Source organism: Streptomyces sp. NPDC101165, assembly GCF_044768135.1.
Taxonomy (GTDB): Bacteria; Actinomycetota; Actinomycetes; order Streptomycetales; family Streptomycetaceae; genus Streptomyces.
Map to the genome: position 1 here is coordinate 429,218 of NZ_JBIWPG010000007.1, position 20,832 is coordinate 450,049.

Consider the following 20,832-nt stretch of genomic DNA (forward strand, 5'->3'; position numbering starts at 1 on the left):
GAAGGCACCCGCTCGGTCGAGGACAGAGCGGCGGCCGGGGCGGGCACTGCACGAAACCTGGGTGGGCACGGGACGAATGACGCAGCGACGGCGCGAAGGGCCCCTGGCCGGCGGTGCGGCCGGCCAGGGGCCCTTCAGGCGATCCGGCTACGTCAGCCGTCGGACTCCGACGACGGGAGGTAGGCGCCCGGCACGTCGTTCGGGGCGTAGATCTTGTGCTCGCCGGGGTACGGCTTGGTCCAGTTGTGCGTCTGGTACCAGGTGAGGTGGTTCATCTGCGCGGGGTTCGCGTAGTCGGGCACGGCGTGGGGCCCGGTCAGCCGCTGCTTGGACTTCCAGTCCTCCCACTCCGCCGCGAGCTGCCGCTTGTCCGCCGGTACCTTCGACGACGGCACGGCCGCCGCCTTGGGGTCCTGCGGCGCGGGCGTGTCCACCCCGCACGAAGGCGGGGTCTTCAGACCGTCGGTCAGCGAGGTGCGGTTGGGCAGCGCCGTGAACGGTGTGTAGTCCGGCTTCCGGGTGAACGCCCCGGCCATCGGGCTGGCCGCGCTGTCCTTCTGGTTCATCGGGTGGATCCCGAGGATCTGCTCGACGGTGCGGATCATCGTGATCTGCGAGTAGTAGTGGCTGTCGACGGTGCCGTGCTGGGCCCAGGGGCTGATGATCTGGATCGGGGCGCGGTGGCCGTCGACGTGGTCGAGGCCGGCCTGGGAGTCGTCCTCGACGACGAAGATCGCCGAGTCCTTCCAGTACTTGCTGTGCGAGATCTCGTCGACCATCCTGCCGACCGCGAGGTCGTTGTCCGCGACCTGGGCCGCCGGGCTCGCCGGACCACCGGTGTGGTCGTTGGAGAGCCAGAACATGTTCAGGTTCGCCGGACCGTTCTTCTCGAAGTCCTGCTTCCAGATCTCGTACTTGTAGATGTCCGGGACACTCGTGTCGAACATCGGAAAGCCCGGCACCGACACGTCGTTGAGCGACGGGATCGCCGAGCCCGTCTGTATCGGGTAGGCGGTGTTCTGCCCGGTCGCGTCCATGTTCTTGGCGTCGCAGTACAGGTTCTGCCAGGAGGCGTCGGACGGCTTGCTCTCGATGGACTGGAACTCGCCGAAGTCCCGCACGGTCTTGTCCGCCGCCTGCGCACCGGTCCACAGGAAGCCGGACTTCTGGTGGCCGAGAGCGTCGTTCTCGGTGTCGTAGCTGCGCGCGTACTCACCGGCCGAGGACTCGGTGTACTCCGGGTCGTCGGCCTGCATCAGCCAGTTGTGGCCCTCGGCGGAGTTCGTGCCGATGTCGTAGGTGTTGTCGTACAGGCCGAACTGGTCGGCCAGCGCGTGCTGGTTCGGCGTCACGTTCTCGCCGAACTGGGTCACCGAGGGATCGCCGTCGCCCTCCGGGACGTCACCGAAGACCTGGTCGTAGGTCCGGTTCTCCTTGACGATCAGGAAGACGTGCTTGATCGTCGAGGGGTCGCCGATCCGCTGCGGGACCGGAACCGGGATGCCGTGGCTCGTGCCCTTGGCCAGCTTGACCGAGCCGGGGGTCCAGCCGTTCTGCTTGAAGACCTTGGCCGTCTGGGACCTGATGACACTGTCGTCCGGCAGCGTGAAGCGCTGCACGCTCGACGTGGTGTCGTGGGTGCCGTGCCCGGCGCTGTTGGTGGGCCGGCGGGCGTCGACTCCACGGGTGTTGGAGACCAGCACCTGGTTGCCGACGGTGGCGATCTCCGCGGGGAAGTAGTCCGTCGGGAGCAGGCCGACGTAACTGACCGGCTCCTGCGCGCTCTTGTACCGGTAGACGGCGACCGCGTTGGCCCGGCCGAGCGTCACCAGCAGACGACCGTCGTCGGTGAGCGTCACCGCGTTGGGCTCGTAGCCCACCGACGCCTCCGGCCACGGCCGGGTGTCGATGGTCTGCACGACCTCGTCCTTGCCGGTGTCGATGACCGACACGTTGTTGGAGGCGGTGTCGGTGACGAACAGCGCCTTGCCCTTGGCGTACAGGGCCGTCGGGTGCAGACCGACATCGATGCTCGACGGGGCGGCCTGCGGGTTCGCCAGGTCGATGACGCTGACCGTGCCGGTGGTGGTGGCACCGGTCTTCGGGTTGGCCGGAACCTGGGTGCCGTACGAGTTCATGGTGGTGTCGCCCGGCTCGGCCGGCCGGCCGCCCTCGTTGCTGATGTAGAGCTTCTCGCCGACCTGGACCATGTCGCGCGGGGCGTTGCCCACGGCCCAGCTCTGCTTGACGGCACCGGTCGCCGCGTCGATGGCGACCACCCGGTTCTGGCCGTTGACCGCCGAGTACACGGTGGAGCCGTCGGACGAGAAGACCGCCTCGCCGACCAGCGCGTGCTTGGCCCCGTCCACCGGGATCCTGATCGACGTCGGGTTGGTGACGGAGCCGTCCGGGTTCACCGTGAACCGGGTGTAGCCGTCGGTCTGGCCCAGCCACAGCTGCTTGCCGTCGGGCGAGTACGTGGGGCCTTCCTGTCCCACACTGTTGCTGCCGAGGCGCGGGACCGACGACGCGGCGGTGCCGACGACCTGCTGCACCTTCCAGTTCTGCACGTCGACGATGGCCAGCGCGCTCCCGCCGTCGGTGACCGAGGCCGCGAGGTGGGTGCCGTCCGGGCTGACGGCGGACGACATGATCTTGCCGTTGTTGATGACGAGGCGGTCACCGTACGGGGCGATGTACTGGTCGCTGGAGATGACCTGGCCCCGGTCGGTGGTCTGACCGACCTGATCGGTGCCGAACTGGTGCGTCTGGGCGTAACCGATGCCGGCGGTGGCGGCGAGGACGACCGCGGTGGCGGCTGCCGTGAGGGTGCTCCGGCGACCGAGTCGTCTGCCGAGAAGGCTTGTCTCGACAGTCCGGCGGTTGCGAGTTACCTGCATGGAGTCATTCCTTCGGGACGCGGAGAAGTTCGACGTTGCCGTCGAACTGCCAAAGTGGGTTCGGTGCGTCGCCGGTCGGGGTCCGCACCAGGAAGTAGCCGTTCACTTCCTTCGGTCCATCGCCGTCTGCCATGAACCGCCCGTCTGGGGTGACGTCGAGTTGGTAGATGGCCGTGCCTGTGGCCTCGACGCCGGGGAGATGCCACGAGACGACACAGCGCCAGTCGTTGCCCGGTCCCTGGGCAGCGACCCTGATGCTGCCCTTGTTGCACGTCGCCGAGGCCTTGACCTGCGCTTCGGTGACGTCGGGGCGGTTGAGCTGCTTCGTCTGCATGCGATAGAGGTGGGCGAACGCCGTGGCCAGCGAGCGCTGTACCTTGTCCTGTTCGACGCCGGAGCCCGTGGCCCCGGTGGTCGCGGCCACCACCGCGACGGTCACCGCGACCACCCCGGCCAGCGGCAGGACTCCGGCGGTGAACGCGCGGCGCCCCGAGCCGTCGTAAGCGGCGTTGGTGAAGTCGCGCCGCACGAACAGCAGATAGGCCAGCACCGTCGCGATCACCGCCCACACCAGGCTGACCACGATGCCGATCAGGAGCGGACCGAGCTGAGCCGGGCTGGTGAACAGACCGTTCCAGGCGATGAAGGCGTAGCTGGGCAGGGCCAGTCGTACGGCGGCGGGAAGCGGCATCATCTGCGCGAGTTGCATCGCCAGCGCGACGCCGGCGGGCAGCAGCAGCCCCATCGGGGAACGCCCCAGCGCGACGGACCCGAGCAGTCCGATCCCGGCGAGCGCCAGCGTCGGGGCGAGTACGCAGACCCAGGCGAGCAGGACCTTCCCTGCCGCGTCCGCAGGGCTCAGCAGGTGGCCGTCGAGACCGACCAGCGGCTGGTTGCCCACCGCCAGGAGACCACCGGCCGCACTGGAACAGGCCAGCCCGGCCACGAGCAGCAGAAGGACGGTGAGGCTGGCCAGTGCCTTCGCCGCGAAGATCCGCCTGGGCGACCGGACCACCACGAGCAGGTGGCGCCAGGTGCCGAGCCGGTCCTCGGAGGCGAACACGTCGCCGGCGACCACCGAGGTCAGCAGCGGCAGTGCCCAACTGCCCGCGAAACCGAGCATCACCAGCGGTCCGGCCCATCCCGTGGCGTGCATCCAGCGGCCGAAGAGCGTGTCGGCAGGCAGTGTGCTCTGCCGGCTCACCGCGGCAACGAAGAGCCCCGGCGCGATCCAGCAGGCGAGGACCAGCAAGCGGATCCGCCATTGTGAGACCAGCTTGACCAGCTCGAAGCGGTAGCCGCGCGAAACCGAGACGGGGCGGGCAGGGGCAACGTTGTCGGCGGCGACGGTCGCGGTCATCGGCCGGTCCCCTCTGGCTCGGTGAGCGCGAGGAACGCGGCTTCGAGCGGCGACACCACGGGGGCGAGCTCGCGCAACGCGATTCCCGCGCGCACGAGTTGCACCACAAGGTCGTCCAGGGCGGGCACCAGCGCGCGTACGACGAGCGTCTCCGTGCCGTGACCCGGCGTCGTCGACGATCAGGATCCCGGCCGCGTCGACAGCCAGCCGCCGGGCGGCCTGTGGGTCGGAAGTGAGCAGCCGGTAGTCGAGTTCGCGGTTCTCCGCGGCCAGCTTGCTCAACGGGCCGGAGAAGACGACTCGTCCGGTGGTGATGATGGTGACTTCGGAGCACAGTGCCTGGAGGTCGTCCATGCGGTGGCTGGAGAGCACAACGCCGGTGCCGTCCGCCGCGAGCCGGGTGAGGACACCGTGTACGTGTTTCTTGCCGGCCGGGTCGAGGCCGTTGGACGGTTCGTCCAGCACGAGCAGCCGGGGCCGGGTGAGCAGGGCTGCGGCGAGCCCGAGTCGCTGACGCATGCCGAGGGAGAAACCGCGGACCTGATCGTCGGCGACATCGGTGAGCCCGAGCTGGTCAAGGACGTCGTCGACCCCCGCCGTCCGCGCGTCGCGGCCGCGGAGAGCGGCCAGCGAGGTGAGGTTCTGCCTGGCGGTGAGCGAGGGGTAGAGACCGGGCCCGTCCACGAAGCCGGCGACACCGTCGGGAGCGTCGAGTGCCCGCTGGACCGGCGTACCCAGGATCTCGAGGCTGCCGCCGTCGGGGACGGCCAAGCCCAGCAGGAGACCGAGCAAGGTCGTCTTGCCGGCGCCGTTCGGTCCGACCAAGCCGTGTATCTGTCCCTGCGCCACATCCAGATCGACGCCGTCGAGCGCGACGACGTCGCCGAAACATTTGCTGATCCCGCGAGCCCGGACTGCGAGGAGTGTGTCCATGAGTCCCTTCTTTCGAAACCTCCAGGGACCTTAGGGACAACTCACAACGCAGGCACAGACGCCCGGTTGAACCCTCATGGAACGAATCGTCAAGGCGCGGTAAGTCCGGGGTGCACAAAACAGCCTGCACCGAGGCATACTTGGGCATCCCTGGGAGACAAGGGGTCTGCCAGGGGGGTGAGTTGTCGGCGGGACGTCGGCATCACGCCCGACGGGTGTGGCCCGGACAGCGTCGAAGACGGGTGATGGCGTGAACGTGCGGTCAGCGCCGCTTCAGAGCGGGAGACATCACCGCGGCGGGCGCTCGGCGGTCAGGGCAGTGTCCAGAACCGGACCGTGACGAGGTAGAAGACAACGGCCCAGAGGGCCATCACCACCGCGACGACACCGAGGCCACGGAGGTTGGTCCGTGTCGCCGGTTCGTCCGGCGGTGGCCGCAGCCATCGCCCGAGCAGCGGGTTCACGTAGTAGGGCATGGTCAGGAAGCTCATGATGAAGCTCGACAGCAGGTTGCCCACGAGCAGGCTGATCCAGAGCCGCATGTGCAGCGGGGACAGAGCGAGCGTCAGCAGCACGACGGTCGGGTACAGGCCGACCCAGATGGCGAGGGAGGTCCTGGTCTCGGAGGGTGGCGGCGGTGCCTCCTTGCCGTTGCCCTGGAAGGCGAACCAACTGCCGAACGAGTTGTCGATCGTACGCAGTTTGAAGTCGCTGAACCTTTCACCCTCGGCCAGGATCTGCTGCCGCTGCGGCGACGTCAGCCAGGCATCGAGGTGCTCGGCGCTGTCGTAGCGGTACAGCGTGGTCCATTCCTCCTGGAGCCCCTCGATGGGGCGGAAGAGCTCGGTCCCGCGAAACCCCTCGAACTTGCTCTCCTCCTCGACCATGTGGTGCTGCCAGTCCAGGAAGTCGTCGACCTGGTTCGGGTGGACGCGGTGGGTGACCACCACGGTGACCAGCGGATCCAGAGACTGGCTGCCGCTGCTGACCACCTGCTGGGTCGCCGGGCCGTCGAAGTACTTGGCGCCGACGTCGAGATACGTCTGCCTGGTCCCGCTGTTGATCCACGCCTGCAGATGCGCCACCGAGTCGAACCGGTACACGACGACCCAGTCGGGTTGCAGCGGTGTCGGCGGGGAGACCTCGGCGCCGAGAAATCCGGGATAGTAGGCGGCCGCGGAGTTCAGGCCCTCCTGCCACGACTCGAACTCCCGGTCCATCCCGGGCAGGACCTTCTGGCCGATGATCGCCGTCGCCGCGGAGGCTACGTTCCTCTCGGTGCTCATGGTGGCTCAACCTGCCGACACCGACTGCTCCGCGGGGAGTCGGCCGTAAATGCGTTCCGGGGTCAGCGGCAGCGCACGGTAGCGGACGCCCGTGGCGTCGTGCACCGCGTTCGCGAGTGCGGGGGCGACCGGGTTGATACAGCACTCGGCCATCCCCTTCGCCCGCATGGGCCCCACCGAATCCGCCGAGCCCACCAGAAGGATCTCGGTACGGGGGATGTCGGCGTAGGTGGGGATGCGGTAGTTCCGGAGGTTCGGGTTGACCATGACGCCGCTGTCGTCGACGTGATGGTTCTCGGTCAGCGCGAAGCCGAGTCCCTGGGCGACACCGCCCTCCACCTGTCCCCGGACCTGCGCCGGGTTGATGATCACCCCGGCGTCCGCCGCATGCACGCTGTACAGGATCCGTATCTCACCCGTCACGCGGTGCACGGCGACCCGGAACCCCTGCGTGTTGGAGGTGACGCTCCGGGGCGAGCCGTATGCCTTGCGCGCGGCGGTGAAGCGGATCCCGCGCCTTCGGGCCAGCGCGACGAGTTCGGCCAGCGACACCCGCCGGTCCCCGCAGACGACACCGTCGTCGTCCATCGTGCACATCACGACATGGACGCCCGTGTGCACCGCGGCGAATTCCAGGATGCGGTCGCGTACGGCATTGGCCGCCCGCAGGACCGCGTTGCCCGCCACGAAGAGGCCCGCGCTCGCGAAGGCACCGGTGTCGAAGCCCGTGCGGTCGGTGTCGGACTGCACCAGGCGGATCCGTGACGGCGTCGTGCCCAGTTGGTTGGCTGCGATCTGGACATGGGCCGTGGAGGTTCCCTCCCCGAACTCGACGGTCCCGACGGCCAGTTCGTAGATGAGATCGTCCCCCAGCGTGACCCAGGCCTCCGAGAGGTGTTCCGTCGGGGGCGCGGTCTCGTGCAGGGAACTCGCCACGCCGGCTCCGACGAGCCACCCGGGGCCGGGGGGCGGCCGGTCGGCCGTGCGGGCCAGGGCCTCACCCACCAGGTCGATGCAGGTGCCGAGTCCGTCCTCGGTGAAGATCACGTCGTCGGGGCCGTCGTGCAGGGCGACCAGGGGCTCACCCGGCCGCACGATGTTGCGCCGGCGCAGTTCCAGCGGGTCGATGTGCAGGGCGCGGGCCAGTTCGTCCATCGCCGACTCCACGGCGAACGCCGGCTGGGTCATGCCGTAGCCGCGCAGCGCCCCGCCCGGCACGGTGTTCGTGTAGACGGAGTACGCGTCGTACTTCTTGTTGGGGCAGCGGTAGATCATGACGGCGGCTCCGCCCGCGTACAGCGTTTCGCCGCCGTGGTTGCCGTAGGCGCCGGTGTTCGACACGTTGCGCACCTGGCAGGCGGTGAGCGTTCCGTCGGCCTTCGCGCCGAGCTTGACCGTCAGGGTCATCGAATGCCGCGGCGAGGCCGTGGTGAACTCCTCCTCGCGGGTGAACTCGAGGCAGGTGGGCCGCCCGGTGTCCAGGGTGGCGAGCGCGACCAGGTCCTCCGTGATCACCTCCTGCTTCCCGCCGAATCCGCCGCCGACGCGCTTGCAGAACACCCTCAGTTGGTCCGGGCGCAGCGCGAACAGGTACTCCAGTTTGACCTTCGCGATCGAAGGTGACTGGGAACTGGTGCGGACGTTCAGCCGCCCGTCATCCATCCAGGCGATCGAACCGTGGGTCTCCAGATGCGCGTGCTGCACCCGCGGTGAGAAGTACGTGCCTTCGTGGATCACGTCGGCCGCCGCGAATCCCGCTTCGACATCGCCTATGTGCGAGTGGAGTTCGATCAGGATGTTGTGGACCGGGTCGCGGACGAACGGATCGTCGGAGCCGTGCAGCTGGGGTGCGCCGTCGGCCATCGCCGCCTCGGGGTCGAACACCGCCGGCAGCACCTCGTACTCGACCGCGAGACGCCGGCAGCCCTCCTCGGCCGCCCCGACCGTGTCGGCCAGGACCGCGGCGACGCGCTGCCCGGCGAAGCGGACCGTGTCGTCGAGGATGTAGGTGTCGTCCGGGTCGACCAGGTGGTCGGTGTGGATCGCCGTGGTGAAGCGTCTGCGGGGTACGTCCTGCCAGGTGTAGACCCGGTGCACGCCGGGCACCGCGAGGGCGGCGCTCTTGTCGATCGAGAGGATCCGGGCGTGCGCGTGGGGTGCGTGCAGCAGCTTGAGGTGCAGCATGCCGTCGATCCGCGTGTCCATGGTGAACTCGGCGTGACCCGTCACCACGTCGTGTCCCGCGGGCGCGCCGACGCTCGTCCCGACGGCCTTGCCCGGTGCTGCCGTCTCCACCGCGCTGACGCCCTTCACGGCGTCCTCGATCGCGCGGTATCCGGTGCAGCGGCAGAGGTTGCCCTTCAACGCCCGTGGCAGATCCGCCTTCTGTTCCTCGGTGAAGGTCGCCGACGTCATGATCATCCCTGCGGTGCAGAAACCGCACTGGAACCCCGGGGCGTCCTCGAACTGCCGCTGCATGGGATGCGGGGCGCCGGGCCGTCCCAGGCCCTCGATCGTGGTCACCTCCCGGCCGTCCGCGCGGAACGCGGGGGTGATGCAGCCGTGTACCGGTGCGCCGTCCAGCCACACCGTGCAGGCTCCGCAGTCGCCCGCGTCGCACCCCTTCTTGACGCCGAAGTGGCCGAGTTCGCGCAGGAAGGTGCGCAGGCACTGGCCGGGGGCCGGTTCCCGGTCGAATTCCTTGCCGTTCACGAGGTAGCTCATGCCAGGTCCCCAGCCGTGAGTTCGCGGCAGATCTCCTCGGCGAAGTGCCGTGTCAGATGCCGACGGTGGTCAGGGGTTCCGTTGGGATCGGCGAACCAGACGTCGGCCGGCAGGGCGTCGATGCTCTGCCGCAGGGTTCGGACATCGGGCAGGGAGTCGAAGGCGATGCGGACCGGCCGCGTGGTACCGGCGGTGATGGTGAGCAACAGGTCACTCGCTCCGAGCCGTTGCGTGCCGACGAGGAACACCGTCGAACGGCCGAGCCGGGTCAAGGTGAAACGACGGTGCGCGGTGCGTTTGCGCAGCGCGTGCTCCGGAATGGTGATGCGCCGAAGGATCTCCCCGGGGGCGAGGACGTTGCGATGGTCGCCCGTGACGAAATCGAGGGCGTCGACGAAACGCACGGAGCCATCGGGCGCCCACAGTTCGTACTGCGCCTCCAGCGCGACCGTCAACGTGATCATCGGGCCTGCGGGCAGGGACATGCAGATGTTTCCGCCGACGGTTGCCGCGTTCCAGACCTTGAACGAGGACAGGAATGCCTCACAGCTCTGCCGGAAGAGAATTCCGGCGGTCCAGCCCTCCGGCCACGGAAAGGCGTACAGGTCGCGAATGGTGCATGTGGCGCCGATCTCCAGACCCTCGCCCGTCGGCACAAGAGGATCCCAACGCAACGCCGTCAGGTCGACCAGCCGTCGCAGGTCCGGCTGCTCCGTGGAATAGAGCCATGTTCCGCCTGCGAGCCACGCGTCGCCCTCGTGCCAGTCCAGGCCCGGCCGCTCGGACGGTCGCCGGATTACTTCTGTGATGGTGTTGAGGTCCATGAAAACCGACCTACGGGGAGAACGGACCTACGGGCCACGAGAGACAAGCGGGCACACGCATATTTGTGACATTTTATCGCAGCATGCGGATGAGGGCCCGGCCGAAAACAGCTGACAGTAACTGACAAGCACCGGAAAGTCACCCCCGAGCCCGTAGAGCGTCCTTGCCCCTGATCAACCAGCCGATGCCATGGACCTCAAGCGTCGATGACAAGGGCCAGGAGATTCACCAGTAAAGGACCCAGCCGTCGGCATCGCGGATTCCATGCCCTTGCAAGGTGATGCGCCGATCGCCGGGATGCCGTTCGGGAATCGCTGCGATGCGGTGCAGGATCGGCGTGAGCTGTACGGCCATCCTGCCGACCCGATATTCGTGCCGCCGGGCCGGCCGCGTCGTCTCGATCGTCCCGGACGTCTGGCCGAGCCGCTCCAGCCGGAGCATGTCCGCCTCGGTGATGGCCCAGACGTCCAGGGCTCCACCCCGGCGCGGCAGGGCGAGGGGCAGCGTGAACGACACGGCCTGCTCGACCGGAGCGATCGGGAAGGGCCAGCGCAGCCCCCGGTGTTGAAGGTCGAAGTGCTGACTCGGCCTGGGGGCGGTGGCGATGCCTTCTCCCTCGAACACGTGGAACCCGGGCAGCGCCACCCTCTCGTCGTACCGGGCCGGCGTCTTCAGCAGCTCGGCGAGCGCCACGGCGACCCGGTCGAGGAGATCGCCGAAGTGCTCACGTATCAGGTGGTTGTGCCGGTCGAGCCGGCCGAAGTACGCCTCCTGCGGAGACTCGGAGGCCAGCACATCGAGGTAGGTCGCCAGGCCGAACGTGGAGCAACCGACGCCCCGGGTCAGCCAGTACGGTCGCAGCGCCTCCAGGCGGTCGCTCACCTCGGCGCACCCCCGCTCGTCCAGGACGTCGACATCGACCACGAGCGATTCCACCGGCAGCGGATCCATGTGTCTCCTTGGTCAGTAGGTGCCGTCCAGCAGTGCCGCGCAGGCTTCGGCGTCTCCGCGTGCCCGAAAAGCCGCCGGATCCGCCATGGTCCAGCACCCTTCTCCCCCGAGGCCTGGCAAGCCCCCACGCCCGCCCCGACCAGGATCGCCGTAATGCCCGCAATGTGTCGAGAGAGGGGGAGCGCAAAACATGCCCAACTACCCACCCGTGCGCCCGTTGTGACGCCCCGTCGCCCGATGTAATCTCCCTGCGGGGTCCGGGTTCGTCACCTGGGGGGGGACGATGAAGGTCGGCCTGGTTCTGCCTCTCGCCGAGTATCCGTGGCGACAGCCGTCCTACGGGGAGATCAGGGCGCTCGCCCTCCAGGCCGAGGACTCCGGCTTCGACTCGGTCTGGGTCTTCGACCACCTGCTGTTCCGCGACGCACAGGGACCGAGCGAGGGTATCTGGGAGTCCTGGACGGTGCTGTCGGCCCTGGCCGAGGCGACGGATCGCGTCGAGCTCGGCACCCTCGTGCTGTGCACCGCATTCCGCAACCCTGCGGTGCTGGCCAAGATGGCCGTGACCCTCGACGAAGTGAGCCGGGGACGACTCGTCCTCGGTCTCGGATGCGGATGGCACGCCCCGGAGTTCGAGGCCTTCGGCATCCCCTTCGACCACCGGGTCGACCGCTTCGAGGAAGCGCTGCAGATCATCCTCGCGTTGCTGCGGACGGGCCGCGCCGACTTCTCGGGACGCCATCACCGGCTGCGCGACGGAGAGTTGCGCCCGCACGGTCCGCGCCCCGGTGGTCCACCCGTCCTGGTGGGGGCGCGCGGCCCCCGCATGACTGCGCTCGCGGCCCGGTACGCCGACCTGTGGAACGCCTGCTGGTTCGGCTCCCCCTCAGGTGCCGAGGAGACCCTGGCCCGTCTGAGGGAGAGCTGCCTGCGCGAAGAACGCGATCCGGCGACGCTGGGCATCACGCTCGGGGTCAACGTCAAGGTGGAGGACGGCACTCGGCCCGACGACGGCGGAACGGCACCACCGGCGACCGACATCCTCAGCGGCTCACCGCAGGACGTCGCGCATGGCCTCCTGAGGTACGCGTCACTCGGCGTGGACCACTTGGTCCTCAACCTCAATCCGCACCACACGGACACACAACGGCAACTGGCCGCTGCGCTGCGGTTGTACCGCGCGGCGTCCCGTCCGACGACAGGAGTGCTGAACACATGACCTGGACCATCGACGCGTCACGGGTGCGGCCGTTCCTCACGGCCGCCGAGCGGCACGATGTCCCGGCGCTGCTGTGGAACGCCCCGCAACCGGGCCGGGCCTTCTCCGAGCAGCAGGACACCGAAGTGCCCGATGCCGGCCGCCCGCCGGAGGCCCGGAAGCGCTTCAAGGACTTCAAGGACGGCAAGGACCACAAGGACGGCAAGGACGGGAAGGAGGTGAAGGAAATGAAGGAGATGAAGGACGTCAAAGACACGAAGGATGTCAAGGACACCAAGGACGGCAAGGACAGGAAAGACACGAAAGACGGCAAGGACGGCAAGGACAGGAAGGACAGCAAGGACGGCAAGGACGGCAAAGATTTCAAGGACGGCAAGGACAGCTTCGACGGTGCGATGGCTCCTCCCGGTCCGGCCGCCGTCGTACGGCAGCCGCAGGAGCCGTCGGTCCCCGGCCCGGCGGAAATGCCCCAGCGCCTCGCGGCAGCCGCCGAGTCGCCGGGTGACGGTCCGGAGCAGGCCGCGGCGGCACTGCGGGCCTCGCGCATCAACCGCCTGCTGAGGAGGCGCGGTGTCGTCATCTGAGGCAGCCGGCGACGGTCCCTCCGGGCTCGTCGTCGTCGCCGACCCCGAGGACCCCGTCGCGATCGAAGTACGCGACTTCGTACGGGACAGCGGCCGCGAGGCGACGATCCTCGACGTGTTCGACGCCGCGCAGCTGTTCACCGTCGCCGTCGACGGCTCGGGCGCGGTGGTCGAGCCGGCGCTGCCGATGTTCCTCCGGCTACCCGCCCCGCCGCTGCAACGGATCAGCTTCGACGCCGAGTTCCAGCTCAGTGAATGCGTGGCCCACCTGTGGGCCGTCGCCGCCCTGACTCCTGCGCCCGTGATCAACCGCCCGGAGCCCGGCAGCCTGGGCACCCATGTGTCCGCGTCCGCGGCACTCACCGAACTGCGGGCAGGTCTGACCGGCGGCTCACCCGAGATTTTCTCCTCCCGGCCCTGCGGGCCGCACGGCGAACCCGCGGACGGTCAGGGGACCCAGTGGTGGGTCCAGGACCTCGACTCCTGGACCACGCGACCCTGGCCCGAACTCTCGGACGCCCTCGCCCCCTCGGCAGACGGCTCCGGACCCTGTCGGGCGAGATGGTCGGACCCCGAACCCCTCTTCGAGAGTGTGGTCGTCCTCGGCGACCAGGCCTGGCGCAGCAGTCCCGTCGATCTGGACCACCTCGGTCTTCAGGAGCGCAGCACGCAGATCGTCGCCCGGCTCGGGCTTCAACTCTCGTCCGTGGTCTGGCGGTTGTCACCCGACCTCGCCCAGGCATGGCCCGTCGTAGTGGAACCGTTTCCCGACGTGGAGCAGTTGCGCATGGTGTGGCTCGGGCTCGGACCCCAACTCGTAAAGGTGCTGTTCCCATGATCTATGCGGTCGGCCTCGCCGCCGAGAGTACCTTCGCGCACTTCACCGCCGAGGCCGAGGAGCGAGGCGTACCGGTCCGGGTCGTCGACCTGCGGCAGGCCGTCGACGCGGGCGACTGGCACCTGGTCGTGGGCGGGGATCGCTCGGCCAGGCTCGGCGGCCGTGACCTCGATCCGGAGGCGTCCTACTACTGCCGGGTCGCCGATCTGGCGGCCCTTCAGCAGGACCGCGAGTCGGCACAGCAATGGCGCTGGCTCGCGACGGCGCTCGCGGCCTGGCTGGACCACATCCCCGGCCTGGTGGTCAACCGGCCCTCGATCCGCTCCGACAACGGGTCCAAGCCGCTGCACGAACGGTCGTTGTCCCAGGCCGGGTTCCGGGTGCCCGCGAGCATCACCAGTTCGTCGCCGCAGCGTCTGCGGGCCTTCACCGCGACCGGGCCGACCCTGGTCAAGGCGGTCTCCGGGGTACGGGCCACCAGCAGGCTGGTGACCGCGGCGGACCTCGCCGGCTTCGACCCCGGGCAGGGCCCGGTGCACCTCCAGCGGTACATGGCGGGCCGGGACGTCCGCGCCCATGTCGTCGGCGAGCGGGTGCACGCCGAGGAGATCGTGTCCGGCTCGGTCGACTACCGGACCGACCGGGACGCGGAGTTCGCCCCCTGCGAACTGCCCGGACCGCTCGCCGAGCAGGTGGTCCGCCACACCGCTGATCTGGGCATGGCCTTCGCGGGCTGGGACTTCAAGGTCGCCGGTGACGGCACCTACTGGTGCCTGGAGGTCAACCCGATGCCCGCGTACGACTGGTACGACCGGCGGCTCGGCGGAGCCATCAGCGCGTCGCTCCTCGGGCTGCTCCAGGGGGTGCACCCGTGATCGACTCGCTGACCGTGCTCACCGGGGCGAACAGCGCCGCACTCCGCGACGCCGTGCACAGCCTGCGCCGGCACTGGACCTCTCGCGGCCCGGAACCGGCCGCCTTCTTCACCCTGGGCGCGCCGAGCTACCTGGACCTCGCACCGGACCCGGAGTCCGGCGTCTACCAGAAGCGGGCCGACACCTCACGGCCGGTGCTTCAGAACTCCTTCGGCCGGCTGTACGCGCGCCTCGCGGATGTCCTCGGCGAGCATCTCGGCGCCCCGGTCCACTACCCCGAGCACCTGGCGCTGCCGGGCTTCCATGTCTGGCTGTCCGCCGCGGTGTTCACCAAACCGACCGCACCCCTGCACTTCGATCTGCAGTACCGGGCCTTCTCGTGGCCCCCCGGCACGGACCTGAAGCGGCAGGTCTCCTTCACCCTGCCGCTCCGGCTGCCCGCGGCAGGCGGCGGCCTGAACCTCTGGGAGGTGAGCCATGATCAGTTCCGGCATGCGCTGGAGAAGGGCTGGATCGAGTCCGTGGCCGATCTCAGGCGCTTCCACGCCACGCGGTACGTCCCTTACACGGTCGGCCGCATGGTGATCCACTCCGGCCACACACTGCACCAGGTCGCCCCCAGCACCCGCGTCGAGCCCGACGACGAACGGCTCACCCTCCAGGGGCACGGCGTGTGGTGCGACGGCCGGTGGCTGCTGTACTGGTGACGGCGGCGACGATGCCGCCGCGTGTCCGACCGCGCTCGAAGCACTTGCCGCTGAGCTCGCCGGACTGTTGATGCGCGAACTACTGGCCTCGGAAGCGGTCCTCGAGCATGTCGACGAGACCGTGGATCACCCCGTCGGGTGACGGGCTGTAGTGCGGCACGGCCCATCGTGTGATCTTGGCGTCGATGAGCGTGGGTCGACCGGAGGCCAGTGCCGCACGGAAGGCCTCCTCGAACTCGTCGAGTGTCTCCACCCGATGGCCGTCTGCGCCGCAGGCACGCGCGTACGACGCGAAGTCCGGATTCCGGAACTCGACGAGAGCGGACTCGCCGTAGGTGGCGACCTGGAACATCTTGATCAACTTGAATTCCTCGTCGTCGAAGATGACCCAGATGACCGGAATGTTGTTCTCCACGGCGGTCATCAACTCGAAGCCGGACAGCGAGTAGCAGCCGTCGCCGCAGCCGACGACGACCGTCCGCTCCGGGTGCGCCACCTTGAGGCCGATGGCTCCGTTGACGTGACCGGCCATCGGCCCGAAGGCCCCGGCCTTGCGGAAGTTCTGCCCCTCCTCCAGCTCCGCGTAGTACCCGAGCCAAGCCAGATGGGCCCCGGCGTCCGCGAGCAGCACGCCCTGCGGCGGCAGCATCCGGCCGATCGCCTGCGCGAGCTGCGCGGGGTGGATCTTCCCGGTCAGGTGGATGACGTGCCGGGCCTCGTAGTCCTGGCTGTCGACCTTCACTGCCGGCACTTCACCGACCCGCTCCTCCAGCGCGTCGACGAGGGCCGCCACCGCCGCACGCGCGTCGGACAACAACGCGTAGTCGGGCCGATAGGCCTTACGGAATTCCGTCTCGGCGATGTTCACATGGATGAGCAGCTTGTTCTCGAACAGATCCTCGCGGTAGTTGAACGTGGCGTGCTGGCCGAGGGAGTTCCCGATGCACAGCACGATGTCGGCCTCGCGGAAGGCCTTCCACGCGCTGGAGTGACCACTGTCGGCGAAGACGCCCACCGCGAGCGGGTGTCCCTCCGACACGATGCCCTTGCCGTCCAGGGTGGTGAGAAGCGGAATCTGAAACCGCTCGATCAGGTGCTTTATCTCCGGTCCGGCTCCGGAGCGGACCGCGCCGAATCCGACCAGCGCCACGATCCGTTTCTGCTGCCCGATGGCGTCGGCCAGTACGGACGCGATCTCCTCGACCCTCGCCGGGTCGGGCCGCACCGGCGCCACGTCGAGCCGTACGGGCCGGAAGTTCGTCACCTCGACGCCGTGCTCGGTCAGGTCTTCGGGCACATGGATGTGCACCGGGCCCGGCCTTCCCTCGAACGCGAGGTTGACTGCCTCCTCCAGGACGTCACAGGTGTCGGCCACGTCGGTGAGCAGGAACGACTTCTTGGTCGTGGCCGCGAACATGGCCTGGGAGTCCGGAGTGCGGTTCAGCCCGGAGGTCTCGTTGAGCGAGCCCCATCCGCGCCATTTCATCCGTGAGTATCCGGAGACGGCGAGGACCGGGTACGAGTCGGACATCGCGACGGCCAGCCCGGAGAACAGGTTGAACGCACCGGGACCCGCCGTGGCGAAGCAGAACCCCAGTTCTCTGGTGTACATGGCGTAGCCGCAGGCCATGAACGAGGCGGCCTGTTCGTGTCGGGTGATGACGGGCCTGATCTGCCGCGAGTGCTTCAACGCCAGCATCAGGCCGGCGGCGTTCTCGCCGGCGCCGCCGAAAGCGGCGCGTACGCCGATTCCTTCCAGGCCTTTGACTATGGCCTCGTACACGCGCATGGCTCTTCTCCTCCGTACTGCACGGTCGACGGCGGAGTTTTCGCGGCGTCGCTCAGCTGCAGCCACGTTCCGTGAGCCAGTACTCGCCGTGCTTCACAGACCTGCATGGCGCGGCTGCCCATCCCGTCATGAGTTCTGTCGAGGTACAGCGCATCCCTTCGGCCCGCAAGAACGACGCCGGTCGTGGCACTGTGGAATTCCGGCACCCGTCCTGGGCCGGCGGAATCTGCACACAGTCGGTACCGCAGTGCAGATGATCGCTTGTGGTCGTACCCGCTCGTCGGCGAGTCACCACTGTGCGCGGTCACCCGTGGACACACGGGCGGACATCCCTCTTCCGCCAGCGTAGAACAGGGTTGCCGCGTAGGCATCCGGTCTCGCGGCCACAGCCGCCGTCGGCCTGGCACTTTCTGCCACAGGCCGCGCGTGCTGCGGCCGCCGCGAAATGCGAGCGGCGACGGGTTGCGCGAACATGGTCGAGTGGCTCGGCGGTGAGGAGACCCGCCGGCTGCCCCGTCCTCGATCGGAGGCTCCGTAACGCTCCACCCCCGCCGGAGGATGGAGGATCCCGTATGTCGGAGACCGGCATCTCGCACAGCGCCGACGACCACCGAACGAGCCGCGAACCGCAGGGCGGAGTGCGGCCCGGCAACCGTGAGCGCGGCGAGGTCAGCGGAGTGGCACTGGCCGGCGCCTACGAGTCGGGTCTGCCCGCGGAGTTGCTCCCGATACCTGGACGCCTGCGGGCAGCGTCCGACGGTCTTCGTCGGCACCAGCGCGAGCGCCGTGAATGCCGTGCTGTTCGCCTCGCCGGCGCACCTGCGGCGCTACCGGCTCCATCGACGCGGCCGTCGACCCGGCCGACGCGACGCCCCACGCATCATCAGCAACGCCCGCGACGGCGGTCTCCGGCACGTCACAACGTCCGCGGCGTGACGCGCGGGCGGTAGCGAACCGGCGTACGAAAGGCTGGCGCAACCATGAGCAGGACAGAACAGTACGAGCGGTACGAGGGCGGCAGCGCGGAGGCCGAGCGGCTGGTCTTCGAGAAGCTGGCCGAGGAACTGATGCGTGTCCAGGCCAGGATCAAGAAGTCCAGCGGGGCAGCGTCCTTCGCCAGGACCTTCCATGCGAAGCCGGTGCTCGGCGTGGAGAACGCCCGTCTGAGCATCCACGACCAGGTGCCACCCGAGCTGCAGACCGGCTTCGTCCGCCCCGGGGCCGAGTACCCGGTCACGGTCCGGCTGTCGAACGCCAGCGGCGCCCCACAGGCCGACTCCCTGCCCGACATGCGCGGCGCAGCGCTCCGCGTCGAGGCCTCCGACGGCACGCACGACCTTCTCATGACGAACTTTCCGGTGTCCCACGCCCGCAACGCCCGTGAGTTCGTGGCGTTCGCCAGGACGATGGCGGGCGCCCGCACCCGCCTCCAGAAGGCGTTCGCGCTCTTCGTCAAGTTGCCCTTCGCCGTCGGCTGGCCCACCGCCGCCCGGATGCGCCGCAACGTGCGGGCCGGAGCGCGCGGCGGTGTGCGCAGCCTGGCCCTGGAGACGTACTGGAGCCGCGGCGCCATCCTGTGGGGCGAGGCCGGGCCGGTGCGCTACCAGTTGCGCCCCGTGCGGGGCGCACCCGACGCACCCGCACCGCCCCACGCCGTCCCGGACCATCTGAGCCGCGAGCTCGCGCAGCGCCTGGCCCGCGGCGACGTCGCCTTCGAGCTGCTCGTGCAGCGGTACGTCAATGAGGCGATCACCCCCGTCGAGGACGGCTCGGTGGAATGGCGGGAGGACGTCGCACCCGCGCTGCCCGTCGCCACCCTGACCATCCCCCGCCAGAACGTGGCGACCGCCGAGGCTCGTGCGGCCGCGCGCCGGATCGAGGAGCTGGCGTTCAACCCCTGGCACACCACGCAGGAGTTCCGTCCCCTGGGCAATCTCAACCGTGCCCGCAAGGCCGCCTACCAGGCGAGCAGCGCGCAGCGGCTGGGCTACCGCTTCACCACCGACGAGCCCCGGCGCAACAGAGTGCTGAGCGCTCCGGTGGGCGCCGGCTTCCGCGTCCTCAACCGGTGGGTGCCCTGGTACCGGCTGCCGTTGCCGGCCGGCCTGCTCAACCTCGTCTTCCTGCGCAAGACGTTGCGCACGAAGAACCTCATCGACACGGATCAGCACGAGGCACCGCCGCGGCCGGTCCCGGTGCCGCCGCCGGTCGACGAGTCGCTGCGGATCGCCCGCAGTTACGACGGCACGTTCAACGACCTCTCCGCACCCGCGATGGGTGCCGTGGGCGCGGCCTTCGGCCGCAACATGCCGCCCGTGCTGCGCCCGGACCTGTTCGACGAGCCCAGCCCGTACGAGGTCAGCAGGCTGCTGCTGCACCGCGACATGTTCCTGCCCGCCCGGTCCCTGAACCTGCTCGCCGCCGCGTGGATCCAGTTCCAGGTGCACGACTGGGTCAACCACAGTCGCTACCCGACGGGTACGTCCAGCGTGGAGGTACCGCTCCCGCCGGGCGTCGAGTGGCACAACACCCCGGGCGGTCCCGCGGAGCACCTGATGCGCTTCGCCGAGAATATGACGATGTCCGGCGACGGCGCGCCGGTCCACTTCGCCGACTCGGCCTCCCACTGGTGGGACGGCTCGGAGCTCTACGGCGGCGACGAGAAGGCCGCGCGCGCCCTGCGCGACGCCGACGGCGGCGCCGGCCTGCGCCTGGAGGACGGCCATCTGCCGCTCGGCCCGAACGGCATCCCGCTCACCGGGGTCCGCGAGAACTGGTGGCTGGGCCTCAGCCTGATGCACACCCTCTTCGCCAGGGAGCACAACACGGTGTGTGCGGCGCTGCGGCGCGAGTATCCGCATATGGAGGAGGAGCGCGTCTACCACACGGCGAGGCTCATCGTGTCCGCGCTCATCGCCAAGATCCACACGGTGGAGTGGACACCGGCGATCCTCGCCACCGAGGCGATCGACATCGCGCTGAAGACCAACTGGCAGGGGCCGCCCGCGAAGTGGCTGGAACGGCTGGGGCTGTGGCTGTTCGAGGCGCACTCGCTGACCGGCATCCCCGAGACCGTGCCCGACCACCACGGCGCGCCCTACTCCCTCACCGAGGACTTCGTCACCGTCTACCGGATGCATCCGCTGATCCCGGACGACTTCGAGATCTGCGACCACCGCTTCGGGCGGCGGCTGGACCTCCTCGGCTTCGATGACGTGCAGGGCGCCGCGGCCGAGCCTCTCATCCGCAAGACGGGGCTGCCCGACTCGCTGTACTCGTTCGGCATCGCCCATCCGGGCGCGATCACGCTGCACAACTTCCCGCGCGCGCTGCAGCACTTCGAGCGGGACGGCGAGATCATCGACCTGTCCGTCGTCGACCTGGTACGTACCCGCCGCCGTGGTGTGCCCCGTTACAACGACTTCCGGGCCGGCCTGCACAAGGAGCGGATCCGCCGGTTCGAGGACCTGACGGCCGAACCCGGGACGCTGGCGCGGCTGAAGGAGGTCTACCGGTCGGTCGACGACATCGACACCATGGTCGGGCTGTTCGCCGAGAACCCGCCGACCGGATTCGGATTCAGCGACACGGCCTTCCGCGTCTTCATCCTGATGGCGTCCCGGAGGCTGCAGAGCGACCGCTTCCTCACCGTGGACTACCGCCCCGAGCTCTACACACCGCTCGGCATGGACTGGATCGAGCGCAGTGGCATGACCGAGGTCATCCTGCGGCACTGCCCGGAGCTGGCGAGCTTCCTGCCCCGCGACGCGAGCGCGTTCGTACCGTGGCGGCCGATGCTGGCACCGCCGAACGGTCCCCGCACCACGGAGTCCTGAGTCAG

The 20,832-nt window shown here is 69.1% G+C and carries 13 protein-coding genes and 1 pseudogene; 6 read left to right on the top strand and 8 right to left on the bottom strand.

Features of this window, described 5'->3' with window-relative positions:
• Positions 1-152: 152 nt before the first annotated feature.
• From ACIRVH_RS17940 to ACIRVH_RS17970, 7 genes and pseudogenes are all read right to left on the bottom strand, one after another.
• Complete coding sequence (locus ACIRVH_RS17940; RefSeq protein ID WP_403953877.1) at positions 153-2,900, bottom strand: bifunctional YncE family protein/alkaline phosphatase family protein; 2,748 nt, start codon at positions 2,898-2,900, stop codon at positions 153-155.
• A 4-nt stretch (positions 2,901-2,904) separates the two neighbouring features.
• Positions 2,905-4,260 (bottom strand): ABC transporter permease, encoded by a 1,356-nt coding sequence (locus ACIRVH_RS17945; protein WP_403953880.1) that lies wholly within the window; start codon positions 4,258-4,260, stop codon positions 2,905-2,907.
• Positions 4,257-5,193 (bottom strand): annotated as a pseudogene (locus ACIRVH_RS17950) (ABC transporter ATP-binding protein). The gene ACIRVH_RS17945 and the pseudogene ACIRVH_RS17950 overlap by 4 nt, the downstream one beginning before the upstream one ends.
• 311 nt (positions 5,194-5,504) lie before the next feature.
• Positions 5,505-6,479, bottom strand: coding sequence for an antibiotic biosynthesis monooxygenase (locus ACIRVH_RS17955; RefSeq protein ID WP_403953883.1), 975 nt, complete (start codon positions 6,477-6,479; stop codon positions 5,505-5,507).
• Positions 6,480-6,485: 6 nt separating this feature from the next.
• Positions 6,486-9,203 (bottom strand): molybdopterin-dependent oxidoreductase, encoded by a 2,718-nt coding sequence (locus tag ACIRVH_RS17960; RefSeq protein ID WP_403953886.1) that lies wholly within the window; start codon positions 9,201-9,203, stop codon positions 6,486-6,488.
• Positions 9,200-10,027 carry an FAD binding domain-containing protein gene (locus ACIRVH_RS17965; RefSeq protein WP_403953889.1) on the bottom strand — a complete coding sequence of 276 codons (828 nt, stop codon included), beginning with the start codon at positions 10,025-10,027 and terminating at the stop codon, positions 9,200-9,202. Before ACIRVH_RS17965 ends, ACIRVH_RS17960 begins: the two co-directional genes overlap by 4 nt.
• Positions 10,028-10,253: 226 nt before the next feature.
• The gene (locus ACIRVH_RS17970; RefSeq protein WP_403953891.1) at positions 10,254-10,979 is read right to left on the bottom strand and encodes a hypothetical protein; all 726 of its coding nucleotides are present in this window, start codon (positions 10,977-10,979) and stop codon (positions 10,254-10,256) included.
• 283 nt (positions 10,980-11,262) lie between these two features.
• On the opposite strand from ACIRVH_RS17970, the gene ACIRVH_RS17975 reads away from it, so the two are divergent.
• Genes ACIRVH_RS17975 through ACIRVH_RS17995 form a run of 5 tightly spaced genes read left to right on the top strand, consistent with a single transcriptional unit; the run spans position 11,263 to position 15,202 of the window.
• Entirely contained in the window at positions 11,263-12,198 is a 936-nt protein-coding gene (locus tag ACIRVH_RS17975) for an LLM class flavin-dependent oxidoreductase (protein ID WP_403953894.1), read from the top strand.
• Positions 12,195-12,782, top strand: coding sequence for a hypothetical protein (locus ACIRVH_RS17980; protein WP_403953896.1), 588 nt, complete (start codon positions 12,195-12,197; stop codon positions 12,780-12,782). The genes ACIRVH_RS17975 and ACIRVH_RS17980 overlap by 4 nt, the downstream gene beginning before the upstream one ends.
• A complete protein-coding gene (locus ACIRVH_RS17985; protein ID WP_403953899.1) occupies positions 12,769-13,620 on the top strand; it encodes a hypothetical protein in 852 nt (283 codons plus the stop codon). The genes ACIRVH_RS17980 and ACIRVH_RS17985 overlap by 14 nt, the downstream gene beginning before the upstream one ends.
• On the top strand, positions 13,617-14,495 hold the full coding sequence (locus ACIRVH_RS17990) for a RimK family alpha-L-glutamate ligase (protein ID WP_403953902.1): 879 nt from the start codon (positions 13,617-13,619) through the stop codon (positions 14,493-14,495). Before ACIRVH_RS17985 ends, ACIRVH_RS17990 begins: the two co-directional genes overlap by 4 nt.
• The gene (locus ACIRVH_RS17995) at positions 14,492-15,202 is read left to right on the top strand and encodes a hypothetical protein (protein WP_403953905.1); all 711 of its coding nucleotides are present in this window, start codon (positions 14,492-14,494) and stop codon (positions 15,200-15,202) included. Before ACIRVH_RS17990 ends, ACIRVH_RS17995 begins: the two co-directional genes overlap by 4 nt.
• 79 nt (positions 15,203-15,281) lie before the next feature.
• Here the strand turns inward: ACIRVH_RS17995 and ACIRVH_RS18000 are convergent, their stop codons facing one another.
• The gene (locus ACIRVH_RS18000) at positions 15,282-16,991 is read right to left on the bottom strand and encodes a thiamine pyrophosphate-binding protein (RefSeq protein ID WP_403953908.1); all 1,710 of its coding nucleotides are present in this window, start codon (positions 16,989-16,991) and stop codon (positions 15,282-15,284) included.
• Between the two features lie 980 nt (positions 16,992-17,971).
• Here ACIRVH_RS18000 and ACIRVH_RS18005 point away from each other — a divergent pair.
• Positions 17,972-20,827: a peroxidase family protein gene (locus tag ACIRVH_RS18005; protein ID WP_403953911.1), complete on the top strand. Its 2,856-nt coding sequence runs from the start codon at positions 17,972-17,974 to the stop codon at positions 20,825-20,827.
• Positions 20,828-20,832: the final 5 nt, after the last annotated feature.